Source organism: Streptomyces aurantiaciflavus (genome assembly GCF_049808595.1).
In the GTDB taxonomy this organism is placed as follows: domain Bacteria; phylum Actinomycetota; class Actinomycetes; order Streptomycetales; family Streptomycetaceae; genus Streptomyces.
On sequence record NZ_JBNCAQ010000030.1, the window covers coordinates 75482 to 91663 of the forward strand.

General features: G+C 71.4%; 12 protein-coding genes and 1 pseudogene. 3 read left to right on the plus strand and 10 right to left on the minus strand.

Features of this window, described 5'->3' with window-relative positions:
- Window position 1: 1 nt before the first annotated feature.
- The 6 genes from ACPT94_RS30575 to ACPT94_RS30600 form a co-directional block, all read right to left on the minus strand.
- Complete coding sequence (locus tag ACPT94_RS30575) at window positions 2-1807, minus strand: RICIN domain-containing protein (protein ID WP_360335845.1); 1806 nt, start codon at window positions 1805-1807, stop codon at window positions 2-4.
- Between the two features lie 21 nt (window positions 1808-1828).
- Window positions 1829-4030: a beta-galactosidase gene (locus ACPT94_RS30580; protein ID WP_425247315.1), complete on the minus strand. Its 2202-nt coding sequence runs from the start codon at window positions 4028-4030 to the stop codon at window positions 1829-1831.
- 50 nt (window positions 4031-4080) lie between these two features.
- Window positions 4081-5052, minus strand: coding sequence for a carbohydrate ABC transporter permease (locus ACPT94_RS30585; RefSeq protein WP_425247316.1), 972 nt, complete (start codon window positions 5050-5052; stop codon window positions 4081-4083).
- Window positions 5049-5891 (minus strand): carbohydrate ABC transporter permease, encoded by an 843-nt coding sequence (locus tag ACPT94_RS30590; RefSeq protein WP_360335924.1) that lies wholly within the window; start codon window positions 5889-5891, stop codon window positions 5049-5051. Before ACPT94_RS30590 ends, ACPT94_RS30585 begins: the two co-directional genes overlap by 4 nt.
- A gap of 115 nt (window positions 5892-6006) precedes the next feature.
- A complete protein-coding gene (locus ACPT94_RS30595; protein WP_425247317.1) occupies window positions 6007-7398 on the minus strand; it encodes an extracellular solute-binding protein in 1392 nt (463 codons plus the stop codon).
- A 381-nt stretch (window positions 7399-7779) separates the two neighbouring features.
- Window positions 7780-8853: a LacI family DNA-binding transcriptional regulator gene (locus ACPT94_RS30600; RefSeq protein ID WP_360335839.1), complete on the minus strand. Its 1074-nt coding sequence runs from the start codon at window positions 8851-8853 to the stop codon at window positions 7780-7782.
- A gap of 584 nt (window positions 8854-9437) precedes the next feature.
- Here ACPT94_RS30600 and ACPT94_RS30605 point away from each other — a divergent pair.
- Window positions 9438-9635 (plus strand): annotated as a pseudogene (locus tag ACPT94_RS30605) (hypothetical protein); the annotation flags it as partial.
- Between the two features lie 112 nt (window positions 9636-9747).
- Here the strand turns inward: ACPT94_RS30605 and ACPT94_RS30610 are convergent.
- Both ACPT94_RS30610 and ACPT94_RS30615 read right to left on the minus strand, forming a co-directional pair.
- Window positions 9748-11415, minus strand: a complete 1668-nt coding sequence (locus tag ACPT94_RS30610; protein WP_425247318.1) for an amidohydrolase — start codon at window positions 11413-11415, stop codon at window positions 9748-9750.
- Window positions 11416-11455: 40 nt separating this feature from the next.
- Complete coding sequence (locus ACPT94_RS30615) at window positions 11456-12979, minus strand: APC family permease (protein ID WP_425247319.1); 1524 nt, start codon at window positions 12977-12979, stop codon at window positions 11456-11458.
- Between the two features lie 170 nt (window positions 12980-13149).
- Between ACPT94_RS30615 and ACPT94_RS30620 the strand changes: the two genes are divergently transcribed.
- Complete coding sequence (locus ACPT94_RS30620) at window positions 13150-13932, plus strand: TetR/AcrR family transcriptional regulator (RefSeq protein WP_360335829.1); 783 nt, start codon at window positions 13150-13152, stop codon at window positions 13930-13932.
- Here the strand turns inward: ACPT94_RS30620 and ACPT94_RS30625 are convergent.
- Window positions 13929-14687: a MerR family transcriptional regulator gene (locus tag ACPT94_RS30625; protein WP_425247320.1), complete on the minus strand. Its 759-nt coding sequence runs from the start codon at window positions 14685-14687 to the stop codon at window positions 13929-13931. The genes ACPT94_RS30620 and ACPT94_RS30625 overlap by 4 nt on opposite strands.
- A 59-nt stretch (window positions 14688-14746) precedes the next feature.
- On the opposite strand from ACPT94_RS30625, the gene ACPT94_RS30630 reads away from it, so the two are divergent.
- Window positions 14747-15253: a DUF6194 family protein gene (locus tag ACPT94_RS30630; protein ID WP_425247332.1), complete on the plus strand. Its 507-nt coding sequence runs from the start codon at window positions 14747-14749 to the stop codon at window positions 15251-15253.
- Here the strand turns inward: ACPT94_RS30630 and ACPT94_RS30635 are convergent.
- Entirely contained in the window at window positions 15243-15920 is a 678-nt protein-coding gene (locus tag ACPT94_RS30635; protein ID WP_425247321.1) for a serine hydrolase, read from the minus strand. The genes ACPT94_RS30630 and ACPT94_RS30635 overlap by 11 nt on opposite strands.
- Between the last annotated feature and the right edge of the window lie 262 nt (window positions 15921-16182).

Below are 16182 nucleotides of genomic sequence, written 5' to 3' on the forward strand. Positions count from 1 at the left end.
CCTACTGGACGAGCTCCCAGTCCTGGGATCCGTCGTTGACCGCGTTCTGCAGGGTGAGCGGCGCTCCGGCGGTCGCGCCGGTCAGGTACAGGCTCGTGTTCTTGACCGACTGCAGCCGGTAGAACCCGTCGGCGGTCTTGACGAGGTTCCAGCTGCCGGTGGCGCTGTTGTCGACCCACTGGCCGATCCGCTGGCCGACCGTCGCGTTGCCGGTCCAGATGGCCGCCGCGCGGCCGCCCGACTTGTTCAGCAGGGTCACCCCGCCGTTGGGCTCGGTCACGACGTGCCAGTACTGGGTGTCCGCGTTCGCCGCCGAGCCGGGGGCCTCCAGACGGACGTCGGGAACGTCGCCGTTGCCGATGTTCGCGTCGTTGGTCTTGTTCCCGGTGCCGATGACCTGGTCGGTCCTGCGGTTCACCAACTGGTAGTAGGCGCCGTCCGAGCGGCCGAGGTCGACCTCGGCGAACTTGAGCGTCGAGGTGCCCTGGTTGTTGAGTATGGAGATGCGGCCGGTGCCCTCGACGTACTGCAGGTTGCGGCTGTAGGCGCCCGGCGAGGTCGTCTGGTACTCCTTCCAGGCGCCGTCGCTGCGTCCGCTCTCGTTGACCCAGACGTTGCCGCTGCCGGCGGCGTTGTAGACCAGGCGCCCGCCGGGAAGCCTGATGAGGACCGGGCTGCCGCCCAGCGCCAGCGCCCGGGAACCCGTGTCGAGCGGCAAGCTGTTGACGCCCGTGCCGGTGGCCGAGCCGAGGAAGAACTTCAGGGGGTTGTCGGCGATCTGGTACCTGGTGTTGGCGCCGCCGCCCCAGTACTCGTAGGTGATCATCCACTTGCCGTCCGTGGTGCGGACGACGTTGGTCATGCCGGGCCGGCCACCGCCGATCTCCGTCTTCCCGCCGCCCATGTCCTGGGTCAGGCCCGCGATGTCCACGACGGGAGCGCTCCACGCCGTGCTGCGGCCGTCCCAGGTCTTGTGGACCAGGATCTGGCCCCCCGAATCAGGGGCGGTGTCGTTCGCGGGGTCCAGCGTCGGGACGCCGGTGGTCGCGTTGAAGCCGAGATAGTCGTTCTCGTCGGAGTAGTAGCAGACGAGCTGGCCCTTGTGGACCATCAGGTACGGCTCCCAGAGGGGATCCACCTGCCTGTTCGTGTTCGCGGCCGCGATGTTCTGGCCGACCGCGCCCGCGCTGCCGCCCTGCCAGCCGCCCGTCGCGACGACGTTGACGACCTTCCACGTCGCGCCGTCGTCGGTGCTGGAGTACAGGGCGATCGCGAGGTCCTTGCGGTCTCCGTCGTTGGTCGGGGTCCAGTTGGGGTCGGCCGCCTTGTGCTCCCTGTAGTAGTAGTCGTCGCCCGACACGACACTCGCGAGGAGCAGGGTGCCCTGCTTCAGGTTCCCGACGTCCTGGGGAAGCACGTAGAGGTACGGGTTGGTCCAGTTGCTCGTGTACTTCGCGTACTGGGGGTCGCCGGAGAGGTACGCGGGGGCCTTGACCTCCGACAGCGGCTGCCACGTCGTGCCGTGGTCGTCGCTCTTGTAGACCGGGAGGGTCTGCTTGTCGGCGCTTCCCGTCTCCGTCACGACCGTGGACTTCTCGAACGACGCGACCAGGCGTCCGCTCGGCAGCTGCGCCGACTTCGGGTAGATCGCGCAGTTGCCCCGCCCCTTCAGGCACGGCTCACTGCCGAGCTGGTACAGGGTCCCGCCCGTCGGGTTGTACGCCTGGGCGCCGGACGCGGGGATCGCCAGCATCGCGGATGCCGCGACGACGCTTCCCAGCGCCTTCCCCACTCTTCTTCTCTGCATGGCCACTCCTTCGTGGTTCGATCAGGACGGGTCGCTCGCTTCGGCTGCCGGTGCGTCGGCGGAGACGATGACACGTACGTCCCAGGGGCCGAGTTCCAGCGCCGAGCCCTCGGGGACGGAGGCGCCCGTGAGGGCGTCGGAGAAGTCCATCGGCGCGGGGACGCTCGCGGGCTCCCAGCTCCAGTTGTGGACGATGTGCACGCGGCGCCCGTCGGGGGAGGTGCCGGTGGTCGCGGTGACGGACGCGGGGAGGTCGCGCCACCCGCTGCACGCGGCCGGGGTCAGCCACTCGGCCAGCGCCCGGGCGAGGCCGCGGTCCGGCACCGTGCCCACGCAGGTGACGCGGCCCTCGCCGTGGCGGCGCGTGGTCACCGCCGGCCAGCGGCCGAAGTGCGGGTCGTCGTAGGCGGCGAGGACGTCGGCGTCGACGACCGTGAGGCCCTCGATCCACCGGGTCGCCGTCGCGTCGGCGGACACCTCGAACGGGCCGCCGGGCACCGCGCGGACCGGGACCTCGCGCGTGAGGTTGCTGAACTCGTCGTACCGGATGCCCGCGGCGGCGGCGAGACGTCCGGGTGCCGGCTCGTGGCGGGCCCGGGCCTCGTGGTCGGCGTACGCCGTCCGCGGTCCGAGCACGAGGTGACCGCCCGCCCGGGCGTAGGCCTCCAGCCAGTCGAGCGTGGTGTCGTCGACGACGTAGAGCGCCGGGGCGACGAGGACGGGGTGGCGCTGTACGGCCTCTTGGGGCGTCATGCCCTCCCTCCCCCCGCCTTCGGCCGGGGTGACCCCCACACCGCGCGGGTCGTGCAGTTGCCGGGCGTGGACGATGCGCACCTGGCGGCCGGCGTCGAAGGCGCCGCGGTAGAAGGGGTCAAAGAGGCGGTGGTAGGCGGCCGGGTCCGGCTCGCCGTCGGCTGTTGCGAGCGGCGGGTACTTCTGCATGAGCCACTTGCTCGGCGTCGAGTACACCATCGTGATGTCGGCGTCCGGTTCGAGACCGGCGACGAGCGGGCCGGCCTGGTCGAACTCGGCCCCGAGGCGGGCCAGTTCGGCGTACGTACGGCCGGGGCGGCCACTGTGCGGGAGGACTCCGCCCCAGTAGGTCTCCGCGCCGAAGCGCAGGGTCTGCCACTGCCAGTACTCGATCATCCGGGCGCCGCGCGCCACGTGCGCCCAGGCTGCCTGCCGCCACTGGCCGTCGTAGCCGGGACGGTTGTCCCACGCGAAACCGATGCTCTGGGCGTTGGTCTCGGTGACCAGGAACGGCTCCTGGCGGGAGGAGAACATCCAGTCCGCGGTCTGGTACATCGACCAGACGCCGGTGGTCTTCCAGACCTGCTCGTGGTCGTCGGGCGTGGGGTCGGGGAGCAGGAGACCGTCCTGCATGTCGTAGTACGGGTTGCCGGAGGCGATGTCGAGCCGGGCGGACAGCTCGTCGTCCGCCACGCCCTGGCGGGTGTAGGAGATGCAGGTGGTGACGAACTGCCCGGGCCGGGCGTACTCGCGGACGATGTCGGCCTGCCAGCCGATGAACTCCGCCACCTGGCGGGCCTGGAACTCCCGCCAGGCGACGTCGTACTGGGGTTGTTCGTTGCCGTCCGGGGTCCACAGGTCGGCCCAGGTCGACAGGCGGTGCGACCAGTAGACCAGGCCCCACTCGCGGTTGAGGGTTTCGACGTCGCCGTACTTCTCCCGCAGGTGGTCCACGAAGCGCTGGAAGACGCCGCGGTTGTGGAAGAGGTGCAGGCCCGGTTCGTTGTCCACCTGCCAGCCGATGACGGCCGGATGGTCGGCGTACCGGGCGACGACCTTGCGGATCACCCGCTCGGCGTGGAAGCGGAAGGCGGGGTGGGTGAAGTCGGCTTCCTGGCGGGCGCCCCACCCGATGCGCTCACCGGTGCGCCGCTCGCCGGTGATCTCCGGGTACTGACGGGCCAGCCACGGCGGTACGGCGTACGTGGGTGTGCCGATGACGACGGAGATGCCGCGTTCGTGGGCGCCGTCGAGGACGGGCTGCAGCCAGTCGAGGTCGAACGTCCCGTTCTCCGGTTCCCAGGTCGACCAGACCGACTCGCCCACCCGGATCACGCTGAAGTTCGCCTCGGCCATCAGGTCGAGGTCGGTCTTCAGCTGTTCGTCGGGCCGCAGTTCGGGGTCGTAGGCGGGCGTGTACTCGTGGTAGTACGCGGCACCGAACAGGACGCGGGCGGGCAGATCCGCCATGGGGGGAACCTCCTGGAGTGGGTGAGGGCGACGAGGGGTGCGCGCACGCGTCACTGCTTGACGCTCCCGGTGGCCAGCCCGCTCTGCCAGTAGCGCTGGAGCAGGAGGAAGGCCGCGACGAGCGGGACGATCGAGATCAGCGACCCGGTCACGACGAGCGCGAGCATGTCGCTGCTGGCGCCCGCCCCGCCGTTCTGGGCCTGGGCGGCCCAGGAGGACAGCCCCACCGTGATCGGGTACAGCTTGGGGTCGTTGAGCATGATCAGCGGCAGGAAGTAGTTGTTCCACGTCGCCACGAGGGTGAACAGCAGGACGGTCACCAGGCCGGGCGCCAGCAGCCTCAGGGCGATCCGGAAGAAGATCCGCGCCTCGCCGGCCCCGTCGATGCGCGCGGCCTCGACGAGACTGTCCGGGACCGCGTCCTCGGCGTAGATGCGCATGAGGTAGAGGCCGAAGGGGTTGACCAGCGAGGGCAGGATGACCGCCCACGGGGTGTTCACCATGCCGACCTTGGCGAACAGCAGGTACGTCGGGATGGCCAGGGCGGTGGCGGGGACCATGATGGCGCCGAGGACCAGATTGAAGGCGGCGCGGTCGCCGCGGAAGCGGAACTTGGCGAAGCCGTATCCGGCGGCGGCCGCCAGCAGCGCGGCGCCGAAGGCGCTGACTCCCGCGTACACGGCCGTGTTGAGCAGCCAGTGCACGAAGACGCCGTCGTCCTGGGTGAAGGTCGCCCGGATGTTCGTCAGCAGCTGCGGGGCGTCGGAGAACCACAGACCGAAGGTGCTGAAGAGGTCCTGGGTGCTCTTGCTGGAGGCCACCAGCAGCCAGAACAGCGGCAGGAGGAAGTAGGCGAGCGCGGCCAGCATGGCGATCGTCAGCGGCGTGCTGCGGCGAGCCCCGCGCTGTCGCTTCCCCGACGGCGCGGTGGGGACCGGCTCCGACGAGAGGGCGACCCCGGCGGGAGGCGCCGACGGGGGTGCCCCCTTGGCGGGCGAACCCGAGAGCTTGGGAGAGGTCACGGCTTCCTCCTGCGGTTCGCGGTGAGCAGGACGGCGTAGGAGGCGATCACGATGACCAGGCCCAGGAGGAACGAGACCGTGGCCGCGTAGTTGACCTGGTTGCCGGTGAAGGCGAGTGAGTAGGCATAGAGGTTGGCGGTGTAGGAGCTGCTGATGACGTCGGGGGCGATCTTCATCAGCAGGCTCGGTTCGTTGAACAGCTGGAAGCTGCCGATCACGGAGAAGAGCAGGGTCAGCAGGAGCGCCGGCCTGAGCGCGGGCAGCTTGATCGACCAGGCGATGCGCCAGGCGCCCGCCCCGTCCATCGCGGCCGCCTCGTACAGGTCGTGCGGGATCGTCCGCAGGGCCGCGTACAGGATGATCATGTTGTAGCCGACGAACTCCCAGGTCACGATGTTCGCCAGGCTGCCGAGCATCCAGCCGTCGCTGAGGAAGTGCGGGGCCGGCAGGTCCAGCTTCCGGCTCAGCTGGGCGAAGGGACCGAAGTCCGGCCCGTACAGATAGCCCCACATGAGCGCGGCGACCACGCTCGGAACGGCGTACGGCACGAAGATGCCGAGCCGGATCACCCGTGCCAGGCGCAGCAGGCCGCTGTCCAGGGCGAGGGCGAAGACCAGGGCCAGCAGCAGCATCAGCGGGACCTGGATCACGAAGAACAGGGCCACGCGTCCGACGCCGTGCAGGAGGAGGGGGTCCTTGAGGGCGGTGATGTAGTTGTCCAGGCCGACGAAGGTCGTACCGCCGATGAGCCGCTCCTGGAAGAGGCTGAGGTAGGCGGCGTAGCCGAGCGGAGCGAGGAAGAGCAGGGCGAAGAGCACCAGGAACGGTGCGACGAACAGGGGGCCCGCCGCGCGCCGGCGTGCGGGCCCGGCGCGTCGCGCCCGTCCGGCGGGGGCGGTGGTCGATGGGGGCGGCCCCTGGTCGAGGGCAGTCGAGAACTTGGGGGAGGTCACCTCACGCCCCCTTGACGGTGAAGCCCTGGCCCTTGGCGTAGGTGGTGATCCGCTTCTGCCAGTCGCCGAGCGCCGCGACGGTGTCCGACTTCGCGGCGAGGGACTTGCCGACGGTCTCGGTCCAGTCCGTGGCCACCTGGTCCAGGAACGGCGGCCACTGGAAGGAGGTGGAGACCGTGCCGCTGATGTCGGCGAAGACCTGGTTGACCTTCTGGCCGCCGTAGAACGCCGGCGCGTCGCCGGTGAAAGCCGGGTCCGTGAGCAGGGCCTTGGTCGCCGGGAAGAAGAACTGCTTGGTGGCGAACATCTTCGCGCTGGCCGGGTCGCTGTTGAGGAACTGGGCGAACAGGGCTGCCGCGATCGCGTTCTTGGTGGACTTGATGACGGCGGTCGTGGAGCCGCCCCAGTTGCCGGAGCGGGGCTGGGACGCGTCCCATTGCGGCAGGGGCGCCGCCCGCCAGTTGCCCGCGGTGCTCTTGGCGGACCCGGAGAGGAAGGCCGGGCCCCAGGCAGCCGTGAGCCAGGTGGCGTACTTGCCCTTGTTGAACCCGGCGTACCACCCGTCGGTGAAGTCCGGGTCGGTGCTGATGACGCCTTCCTTGGCGAGCCCGCCCCAGAAGGAGGCGAGCTTCTGGGAGACCGAGTCGTCGACGTCGATGGAGAGGTCGCTCTTGCCGGAGGTGACGTACGGTTCGGCGCCCGCCTGCCACAGGAGACCGTGCCAGGCGGCGGGTTCGTTCGCCGCGAGGTTGGTCAGGTAGACGTTCGGGTCGGCCTTGTGCAGCTTGCGCGCCGCGGCCGCGAACTCGTCCCACGTCCCGGGCACCTGGATGCCGTGCTTGTCGAAGATGTCCTTGCGGTACAGCATGCCCAGCGGGCCGGTGTCCTGCGGGATCGCCCAGACCTGGCCGTCGGGTCCGCTGACCTGCGTCCACGTCCAGTCGACGAACTTGTCCCGCAGCGCCGACGCGCCGTAGGGGGCGAGGTCCAGCAGGCTGTCGGTGATCGTGAAGGTCGGCACCGCCTGGTACTCGATCTGCGCCAGGTCCGGGGCGCCGCTGCCGGCCTTGAGCGCGGTGCGCAGCTTGGTGTAGTGGGCGACGCCCTGACCGGCGTTGACGACCTTGACCTTGATGGCCGGGTACTTCTGCTCGAAGAGCGCGATCTCCTGCTGGATGTCCGGCACCCAGGTCCAGAACGTCAGCTCGGTCGGCGTCTTCATCGCCTTGTCGATGTCGGCCTGGCTGACCGGCTTGGCGGCGGCGGACGAGCCGCCGGAGTCGCCGCCACCGCAGGCGGACAACGCGGCGCCGAGGGACACGGCTCCGGTCGCGGCGAGGAAGCCACGGCGGCTCAGAGGGGCTCGGGAGGAGTTGGTGAGGTATCCGGACATGGTGAACTCCGCAGAAGGGCGTAGGGGATCCGCGACCGGGCGACGGTCGCTGGGTGAAATGCCAGGAGTCGTGCGGGACTTGCGGGCCGGGCAGGGCCGACGGGGAGCGGGCGGGCGTCGTCGCGGCTTGGAGCCGAGCACGTCACGCTCGCTGACTGATGGGGCTCGCGCCTGTGCGGCGTGAGCAGGGGTGGGAGGCGCCTGGGTGGTGATCGGCTCCGGGGGGAGGCGTCCGGGCCGCGGCGCCGGTGGGCACGGGGTGGGAAGCCGCGGGTGGGCCGCTCGTGTGCTCAGGTGCGGGCGTCGGAACGGTGGATACGGGGTGACGAGGTGGTGGGGTGGGCGGACCTCCCATCGTGATCGGGAACGGGGGCGCGCGGGTCAGGCCGGGGTGCGCCGGTGATCCGGGGTCGTCCGGTGCGGCGGGGGTGCGGTCGAGGCGCGGACGACGAGCTCGATCGGTGGGTCGTCCACCGGGAGCGGGTCCGCATCCGGGTTCTCGATGGTGTGCACGAGATGTTTGATGCCGTCCTGCGCCGTGGCGTCGAACGGCTGTCGCACCGTCGTCAGAGGAGGAGACACGTAGGCGGCGACCGGGATGTCGTCGAGGCCGACGACACTGACGTCCTGCGGCACGCGTCGGCCCGCTTCCGTCAGCGCGCGGATCAGACCGATCGCCATGTCGTCGTTGGCGGCGAAGACGGCGGTCACGCTGTCGTCGGCGGCCAGTCGGCGGCCGGCCGCGTAGCCGGAGGCGGCCGACCAGTCGCCGGTGATGACGGGTGGTTCGCGTCTGCCGTGCGCGGCCAGCGTCGCGCGCCAACCCCCGAGACGGTCCCTGGCGGCGTACCACCGCGGGGGACCGGCGAGGTGGTGGACGGTCGTGTGGCCGAGTTCGAGCAGATGCTCCGTGACCGCCCGTGCCAGTTGGTCGGAGACGATCCCCGCGGTCACCACCCGGGAGGCGGCGAACGGCGGTGGCGCGCCGAGGACCAGGACCGGCACGTCGACGCGGAGGGAGAGGTCCGCGTCGCCCTCCTCGTCGATCGGCTCGGAGATGACGATGCCGTCCACGCCCTGGTCGAGGAGCGAGTCGACGGCACCGGCGATGCCCGCGGCGTCACCCTCCACGGTGTTGACCACGCGGAGCGCGTAACCGGTGTCCCGGACGGCACGCTCGACGCCCATCAGCAGGGAGGCGGGGCCGTACAGAGCCGTTCCGAGCGTGACGACCCCGATGGACCGGGTCCGTCCGGAGGCCAGCGCCCGCGCCGCGTGGTTCAGCCGGTAACCGAGCTCTCCCGCGGCGTCGAGGACACGCCGGCGCACCTCGTCGGAGACGTACTGCTCACCGTTCATGACCCGTGACACGGTCTTCTGCGAGACGCCCGCAAGCCGCGCCACATCGATGCTGCGCGGTGCGGCGCCGGCGCTGCGGCCTGCCAGTCGTGCCATGGGTGTCTCCTGATCGTCCTGCAGTCCGAAGCAGCTGCCGATCCTCTGTGACTGCGCTGTCATGACTGCGCAGACATATCTACGCACTCGAAAGGGACGCGTCAAGGGTTTGCGCAACATCTCGGAAATCACGGCGGGCGCCTCGGGGTGACGCGGGCCGGGCGGGCGCGCCGTGGGTCTTCCGGCAGGCCGTCGGAGACTGGGGGTGCGGCGGAAGTCACTGGGCGGGGTGCCGGTGTGGCGTGCGCGGCGTGTGGGGGCGTGGGAGCGCTCCGGCTCGGCCCGGAAGCGGGCGTGGATCTCGTGCCGGCGAGCAGGCTGCCCAGCAGGGCGATGCCGATCGTGGCGCCGACCTGGCGCAGCGTCATCAGCAGCCCCGAGCCGGTGCCCGGCCCGGTCGCGGGGCAGGGTGCCGAGGGCGCCGTCCATCGCGGGCACGACGGAGAAGCACGGTCCGGGACAAGGCGCGAACTCGGCGCGCAGTCGGCTCATGAGCGCGGACAGGGGGCGTGGTCGCGACCGGCGCCGAGCTGCCGGCAGACAGGTCCGTACCACTCGTGGACGAGGCGTGCGGTGCTCGCGAGGTGGGCGGGGAAAGCGGAGGTGAAGCACCTGCGTGCCGTTCAGCCGCGGGGAGGCGGGCTCCCGGGTGGTGGCCGCGGCCCGCGGCCCGCGGCCACGAAGTCACCGCCGTCGCCCGCGACACGGCATGCCTCGGTCAACTCCCCGGCCGTGTGCGGGCCGTGGCCGGTGACGTCACCGCCCCCGGGACGGTCGCCGCCCTGGCCCGGGCCGCCGACGCCCTCGTGCCGACCGTCGGCGGCCCCGAAGCCCGCCGAGATCGCGTTCCCCATGCGCCTCCACCGGCGTCGCCGTCGGCTACTGAGGCCACCGTCACGCGTCGGGGGCCGCGTGGACGCGCTGCCCTTCGACGAAGGTCTGCAGGACGCGGGTGGCGGCCGTCGCCTCGGGCGGGCCCGCGAACGGGTCGCGGTCGAGGACGACGAGATCGGCGGACTTGCCCACGGCGATGCTGCCGGTGATGTCGTCGAGGTGGTTCACATAGGCGCTGCCCGCCGTGTACGCGGCGATGGCGGCCCCCAGGTCGAGGCGCTGCTCGGGGAGGAAGGCCGGGGTCCCCTCGGGCGCGTCGGGGGTGACGCGGTTGACGGCGACATGGATGGCCTGGAGCGGATCGGGGCTGCTGACCGGCCAGTCGCTGCCCGCGGCGAGGGCCGCGCCGGCGCGCAGCAGGTCGCCGAAGGGGTACTGCCGTGTGCCGCGTTCGGCGCCGAGGAAGGGCAGGGTGAGTTCGTCCATCTGCGGTTCGTGGGCGGCCCACAGCATCTGCAGATTGGCGCTCGCGCCGAGAGCGCGAAACCGCGGTATGTCGTGGGGGTGGACGACCTGGAGATGCGCGAGATGGTGCCGTGTGTCGCGCCGTCCGTTGGTGGTGCGGGCGGCCTCCACGGCGTCGAGGGCCTCGCGCACCGCGCGGTCGCCGAGCGCGTGGAAGTGCACCTGGAAGCCGAGCGCGTCGAGTTCGGTGACGTACTTCCTGAGCTCGCCCGGCTCGACGAAGCTGATGCCGCTGTTGTCCGAGGCGCAGCCGCAGCCGGTCAGGTACGGGTCGAGCAGGGCGGCGGTGTGGTTCTCGGTGATGCCGTCCTGCATGATCTTCACGGTGGTGGCGCGGAACCGCCCTCCGCTCAACTCCTCACGCCGGGCGGCGAGTTCGGCGATCTGCTCGGCACCGCGTTCGCGGTCCCACCACAGCGCGCCGACCACGCGGGCGGTGAGCAGGCCCCCGTCGAGGGCCGCCCGGTAGGCGGGCGCCGGGTCGGTCATGTTGGTGTACGTGCCGATGATGGCGTCCTGCCAGGCGGTGACGCCGTGGGAGTGCAGCACGGCCTGGGCGCGCAGCAGGGCGGCGAGCTGCTCCTCGGGCGTGGGGTCCGGGACCAGCCTGCCGACGAGGTGGACCGCGCCCTCCTGGAGCATCCCCGTGGGGTTTCCCTCGGCGTCGCGCTCGATCCGGCCGTCGACGGGGTCGGGTGTGCGGGAGTCGATGCCGGCGCGCTCCAGGGCCCGGCTGTTGACCCAGGCACCGTGGTGGTCGCGGTTCGGCAGGAAGACGGGGCGGTCCGGGACGACCGCGTCGAGGGCGGCGGCGGTGGGGGAGCCGCCGGGGAACGCCTCCAGGGACCAGCCGCCGCCGGTGATCCACTCGACGTCCGGGTGCTGGTCGGCGTACGTCTTGATCCTGCGCAGATACTCGGCCGGGTCGACGGTGTCGGCGAGGTGGCACAGGCCGAGTTCGAGGCCCGCGCCCTGCGGATGGACGTGGGCGTCCTGGAATCCGGGCAGCAGCAGCTTCCCGGTGAGGTCGACGACCTCGGTGCGCGGTCCGATCAGCTCGTGCACCTCGTCGTGGCCGACGGCGGCGATCCGCCCGTCGCGCACGGCCACGGCGGTGGCGTGGCTGCGGGCGGGATCGACGGTGTGCACGGGGCCGCCCGTGAGGACGAGATCGGCCGGTCCCGTGACCCGGGGATGTGACATGGGGTGAACTCCGTGGAGGGTCGGAAGGGCTTGTCCGCGGTCAGACCGCCGTGCGGTCCATCGGGAGGGTGAGGGCCTCGGCGTCGGTGCCGCGGCCCGTCGTGAAGTACGGCGAGTGCCGGGCGTACTTGGCGACGGCGGCCATGCCGAGCCCGACGACCACGATCGCGGCGGGCAGCGAGAACATGAACCAGCCGTTGTCCGGGCTCAGTGCGAAGTGATCGCTCATGGTCAGGTACGAGTAACCGAGGTAGCCGCCGAGGCCCAGCAGGATCAGGCCGGACACGGCGGGCACTCCGACGGCGAGCAGTGCCTCGCGCGCTCCCCCGTGCAGCGCGGAGCGGAAGCGCACGGCGCAGGCGAGCGCGGTGAGGCCGTAGTAGAGGGCGACGATCAGGCCGATGGCGTTGACGGCGGCCAGCAGCATGTCGCTCAGCTTGGGAATCGCGACGGCGAGCAGGGCGATCGCGGCGGCGACGGACATCACGACGACCGTGCCGGCGGCAGGCGTGCCGTACCGCGAGTGGACGCGGGTCCACAGGGGGCCCATGGTGCGGTCGCGGCCCATGGCGAACAGTCCGCGCGCCGTGGGGATCAGGGTGGCCTGCACGGAGGCGACCGCGGAGAACATCAGCGCGACCAGGGGCAGGGTCGCCCAGGGCTCGGCGGCCAGTTTCTCCCCGAGGTAGGGCAGGGCCTGGGGTCCGTTGCGGACGATTTCGGTCAGGCTCATCTCCCGCTGGAAGGCGACCGAGGCGAAGAGGAACAGACCGAGCATGGCGAAGAGGGCGATGAGGCCTCCCCGGGCCGCGTCGCCCGGGCTCTTCGTCTCCTCGTTGACGCTGAAGGCCGCGTCCCAGCCCCAGAAGAAGAAGACCGCGAGCACCATGCCCTGGGCGAAGGTCTTGCCACTGGAGATCTCGAAGGGGTTGAACCAGGAGAGGGAGAAGGCGTGGTCGCCGGTGACCAGGGCCCACCCGCAGAAGGCCAGCAGCACCGCGTACTCGAAGACCAGCAGCGCGAACTGGAACCGGGTGGCCGCCCGCATTCCGGTGACGGCGAGGACGGTGAGGGCGACGAGGATCACCAGTCCGACCGCCGTGGTGACGCCGGTGGACGTCGGATCGAGGGCGATGCCCGCGAGACTGTGCAGGCCGGCCTTGTTGGCGAAGATCAGGACGACCGAGCCCATGATCGCGCTGGTGTAGGCGCAGAAGATGATCGAGCCGACCAGGGTGACCCAGCCGGTCAGGAAGCCGGGCCAGGGGCCGAGGGACTTGCCGACCCACACGTAGCCGTTGCCGCAGTTGGGTTCCGAGCGGTTGAGTCGGGCGTAGGCGGTGGCGATGCCGAGGACCGGCAGGAACGCCAGCAGCAGGAGCGCCGGGGCCTGAAGTCCCACGATGGACGCGATCGTGCCCATGCCGATCGCGATGCTGGTGGTGGCCGCGGTGCTGGACGCCGCGATGGCGACGCCGTCGACGACACCGAGGGAACGGCGCAGGGCGGGGCCGGATCCGGTGGACGGGCTCGGCGGGGAGGACAGGGGAGGTGCGGACGACATGGAGGGCTCCTCGAGGGACGGGAGACGGGGAAGAGCCGCGCGGTGAGGCGATGGAACAGCCGGTGTCCACATTGGGTCAACCCTGTTGACGTAAGGCGACGGGCGCCGTTCACTGAACGGTACGCAGTGCCCGCTCGGCGGAGAACGAGAGGCCCGAGAGGAACCCAGCCATGTCCACCCGTGTCCCGGAGGAACGCAGACGCCGCCGGCCCACCCGCACCGGGGTCCTGCTGTCCGAGGACCTGATCGTGGAGACCGCCCTGCGGCTGATCGGCGAGCACGGCCCCGACGCGCTCAGCGTGCGCCGGCTCGGCGCGGCACTGGGCTGCGACCCGACCGCCCTCTACCGCTACTTCCACGGCACCGACGACCTGGTGCTCGCCATCGCCGACCGGATCATCGGCGACGCGATGGCGGGGTTCGTCCCCGGCGACGACTGGGTGGCCTCGCTGCGCGAGATGGCCCTGCGCGTCCGCGCCGGATACGTCGCCCATCCCCGGGCGGCCGCCCTGGCCTCGCACCGGGTGACCCGGCGCAAGCACGAGATCCAGGCGGTGGAGACGGGGATCGGCCTGCTGCTGTCCGCGGGTTTCGAACCGGCCGCCGCCGCACGGCTCTACCTCGCCTTCATCGACACCGTGCTCAGCCACGCCGCCACGGACGCGGCCTTCCAGGCGCTCCCGCGGCAGCAGCGGGAGGCCGACCACCGGGCGTGGAGGGACGTCTACCAGGGCCTGGACCCGGCGGAGTACCCGGCCCTCACGGCGGCACGCCCCGCGCTGCCCGGGATGGCAGACAGCTCCTTCGAGGAGGCGGTGGACCTGCTGCTGGAGGCGCTGGCGGCCCGCGCCCCGGCGACCGACGCGGCCGATCGGTCAGCCCCTGACATCCGGGCCGGCGAGGCACCGGTCGCCGACCCGGGCACCTCAGAAGTCCGGGCGGGCAGGCCCTAAGGGGTCGTCGGTTCCTCGGCGGACGTGACCACGGCTGCCAGGTCTGCGCCCGCTCGCAGCAGCGCCACGGTCCTCGTGGCGATCCGGTCAAGACGCTGTTGCAGGATGCGCTGGGTCTCGCCCGGGTCCTCGGGCCGGTGCAGGGCGCCCAGGAGGTCGCGCACCGCGGGGATGCCGTAACCGGCGTGGCGCAGGGCCGCGACGATCCGGGCCGCTCTGATCGCCGGAGGGTCGTAGCGACGTGCTCGCAGTGACGTCACCCGCTCGGGGCGGACGAGCCCTTCCTCCTCCCAGAACCGCAGGGTCGAGGGCCGGACCCCGAGTGCTCCGGCGAGCTCGGTGATCGTCATCGCGTCGTCCTCCCGCTCGAACGCGTGCGTGTCCTGCTCGGACTCGCCGGTGTTCGCTTCGGCCCGGATCGCGCGCAACGCTTGCTGGGCCCGCAGAGTCTCGTCTCGTTCCCGCGCGAGCCGCACATGCACCGCGTTGATCGCCGAGGCCGCCGCCGCGAGCGGCGCTGTTCGCAGCTCCGCGAGCATCTGCCGGGCCGCGACGGGCCCGACGGCGCCCGCGAGTCCTCGATAGGCGCGCAGAGCGTGCACGTGAACGGGCGCGTAGGAGCGGTAACCGTTGCTCGATCGAGCGGCCGGCGGAATGACTCCCAGCCGCTCCAGGTCGCGCACCTGTTGCACCGAGTACCCGGACTCTCCGGCGACATCGGCCGTCCGGAGCGGCACTCGTCGCGAACCGCTCATCGTCCCGCCCACCGGCCAACCCCACAGAAGCACTTGAAGGTGATGCTTGAACCATGAGTATGGAACAGATCATCGCGGCCGTACGAGGCTTCGACGGAGCGCTCGTGCTGGTACCGGAACCGGGAGGCGACTTCCCCGAGCTCGCGTGGGGGGACGCGTTCTTCTACTACGCCCCCGACGGCCGGCTGCCCGAGAACACGCAGCCCTACGGCACGATCGTCACCAAGGACTACCCCGACGACACCGCTTCCGACCTGGACCCTCCCGGCCGCTGGCGGGTGAACATCCACGTCGACCGTGCGACGTTCCAGGAGCTCACCGGGGAGGAGCCACGCACCCTCGGCCGCCCGCGCGACCACGCGGCCGCCGACAGCGTGATGCCGCACCCGCTGTACGGCGCGCTCGGCTGGATCTCCGTCGTCAATCCCGCCGAGAGGACTACGGACACGGTCGTCCGGCTTCTGCGCGGCGCCCACGACGCCGCTCGTGCCCGGTTCGCGCGGCGACAGGAGCCGGGACAGCCGCTGGAGAGTCCCCGGGCCGGCAGGGGAGAGGTCAGCGGATGATCGGGGGCGCGGGAGGGGGAGCGCCGCGCAGGGCGTGCACGGCTGACCGCGCCGCTCGCTCCACGGTGGAGACGCCCTGGGACATGCTCGGGCTGCCGTGAGAGAGGACGACGAGGTAGAACGTGCTCCCGTGGGCCTTGACTCGGCCCATGCTGTTGATCGCCCAGCGTTGGGAGGAGGAGCGCTGGAGCCAGCCGTTCTTGAGTTGCCAACGGCTGCCCGCCGCGGATATCCCCCAGGCCTGGTCGGCGTCGATCCGGCCCATGAGCGTCTGGATCAGGTGGCGTGAGGCCGCACTGAGCGGGGAGCTGTCGGCGAACACGGCCGTCAGCAAGGCCAGTTGGTCCCCCGCGGTGGTGCTGGTGAGGCCCCAGTGGGGGCCTGGGCCCGCTTGGGTGGAGGTCAGCCCGAGGGTCCTGTTGGCGTCGGTGAGTCCTGGTCCGCCGCCGATACGCTCCCACAGGGCCGTCGCGGAGTCGTTGTCGCTGCTCTCGATCATGGAAGCGGCGGTCGATGTCTCCCACGGGGTGAGTGAGCGTCTCTCGCGCTGGGCACGCAGCAGCAGGGCCGCCAGGATGTTCACCTTCGCCAGGCTCGCGGTGATGTGCGGTTGTGAGCCGTACACCGCCCGTCGGCCGCTCCCGGGCTCCAGAACGGCGATCGACACCTGGGCGCCGCTCCGGGCCCGGATCCGATCCAGGCAACGAGCGAGCACACTGTTCACATCCGTCGGGGCCGGTGCCCGGGTGCCCGGGCTGCCCGGCGGCGCTTGGGCCGGCTTGCCGTTCCCCGACGTCGAACGCGCCTGCTTCCGTACCGGGGGACGCGCGACCTCGTCACCGGTTCCGTGGTGACCCGCTGCGAAGCAGCCCGTGAGCAGCAGGCCCACCGCCGCGCATGCCAGCGCCGACCGTATTCGCCTCCGGAGC

Excerpts from the sequence above, each read along its gene's own strand:
- ACPT94_RS30600 (WP_360335839.1), bottom strand. The coding sequence starts at position 8,853 with ATGGCACGACTGGCAGGCCGCAGCGCCGGCGCCGCACCGCGCAGCATC.
- ACPT94_RS30575 (WP_360335845.1), bottom strand. The coding sequence starts at position 1,807 with ATGCAGAGAAGAAGAGTGGGGAAGGCGCTGGGAAGCGTCGTCGCGGCA.
- ACPT94_RS30580 (WP_425247315.1), bottom strand. The coding sequence starts at position 4,030 with ATGGCGGATCTGCCCGCCCGCGTCCTGTTCGGTGCCGCGTACTACCAC.
- ACPT94_RS30625 (WP_425247320.1), bottom strand. The coding sequence starts at position 14,687 with ATGAGCGGTTCGCGACGAGTGCCGCTCCGGACGGCCGATGTCGCCGGA.
- ACPT94_RS30595 (WP_425247317.1), bottom strand. The coding sequence starts at position 7,398 with ATGTCCGGATACCTCACCAACTCCTCCCGAGCCCCTCTGAGCCGCCGT.
- ACPT94_RS30610 (WP_425247318.1), bottom strand. The coding sequence starts at position 11,415 with ATGTCACATCCCCGGGTCACGGGACCGGCCGATCTCGTCCTCACGGGC.
- ACPT94_RS30615 (WP_425247319.1), bottom strand. The coding sequence starts at position 12,979 with ATGTCGTCCGCACCTCCCCTGTCCTCCCCGCCGAGCCCGTCCACCGGA.
- ACPT94_RS30630 (WP_425247332.1), top strand. The coding sequence starts at position 14,747 with ATGGAACAGATCATCGCGGCCGTACGAGGCTTCGACGGAGCGCTCGTG.
- ACPT94_RS30620 (WP_360335829.1), top strand. The coding sequence starts at position 13,150 with ATGTCCACCCGTGTCCCGGAGGAACGCAGACGCCGCCGGCCCACCCGC.